A 1,191-nucleotide genomic window follows, 5' to 3' on the forward strand; every position below is an offset into this window, starting at 1 on the left:
GAAGCGGTGCGCGCGGCGATCCCCAGCGATGTGACCACCGTGCATCGTTTGCTCGGCAGTCGACCGGGCACCCGGCATTTCCGTCACCATGCCGGCAACCGCCTGCCGCTGGATGTGCTGGTGGTCGACGAAGCTTCGATGATCGACCTGGAAATGATGGCGAACTTGCTCGACGCCATGCCGGCCCATGCGCGGCTGGTACTGTTGGGCGACAAGGATCAACTGGCCTCGGTCGAGGCCGGTGCGGTGTTGGGCGATCTGTGCCGTGACGCCGAGGGCGGTTGGTACAGCCCGCAGACGCGGCAATGGCTGGAGTCGGTCAGTGGCGAGTCGTTGCAGGGCAGCGGTATGCATGAGGACCGCGACGGCACCCATCCGCTGGCGCAGCAAGTGGTGATGCTGCGGCACTCGCGCCGTTTCGGCGAGGGCAGTGGCATCGGTCAGCTCGCGCGTCGGGTCAATCAGCAATTGGCCGACGAGGCGCGACAGTTGCTCGCGGCCGGCAGCTACGACGACGTGTATTCGCTGCCGCTCAAAGGCGAACATGATCAGAAGCTCGAACGCCTGTTGCTCGAAGGTCACGGCAACGGCCCGCAAGGTTATCGCCATTACTTGAGCGTACTGCGCGATCAGCGTCCATCATCGACGCGGCCTCTTGAGCATGCGGACTGGACCGATTGGGCCCGGGAAGTCTTGCAGGCGTTCGATACGTTCCAGTTGCTGTGCGCGGTGCGCAAAGGGCCGTGGGGCGTTGAAGGTCTGAACCAGCGCATCACCGCTGCGTTGCTCAAGGCGCGTCTGATCGAGAGCGATCAGCAGTGGTATGAAGGTCGGCCCGTGCTGATGACTCGTAATGACTATGGTCTGGGCCTGATGAACGGCGACATCGGCATCGCCCTGAAACTGCCCGAGCGTGAAGGCGCAGAGATCGGCAAAACGGTTCTGCGCGTGGCCTTCCCGCGTAACGATGGTCAGGGCGGCGTGCGCTTTGTGTTACCGAGTCGGCTCAATGATGTTGAAACCGTGTACGCCATGACGGTGCACAAGTCCCAGGGCTCGGAGTTCGCCCATACGGCGCTGATCCTGCCGGATGCGTTGAACCCCGTGCTGACCAAAGAACTGATCTACACCGGAATTACTCGCGCCCGGCACTGGTTCACCTTGATCGAGCCACGTGCCGGCGTGTTTGAG

At 62.9% G+C, this 1,191-nt stretch carries 1 protein-coding gene; it reads left to right on the forward strand.

What is annotated here, in order from left to right; all coding sequences use genetic code 11:
* Positions 1-1,191 (forward strand): exodeoxyribonuclease V subunit alpha (recD, locus tag OQK_RS00785; RefSeq protein WP_016770685.1); only part of this gene is annotated, 1,191 nt, incomplete at both ends.

Origin of the sequence: Pseudomonas sp. R62 (genome assembly GCF_000257605.1) — a bacterium.
In the GTDB taxonomy this organism is placed as follows: domain Bacteria; phylum Pseudomonadota; class Gammaproteobacteria; order Pseudomonadales; family Pseudomonadaceae; genus Aquipseudomonas; species Aquipseudomonas atacamensis.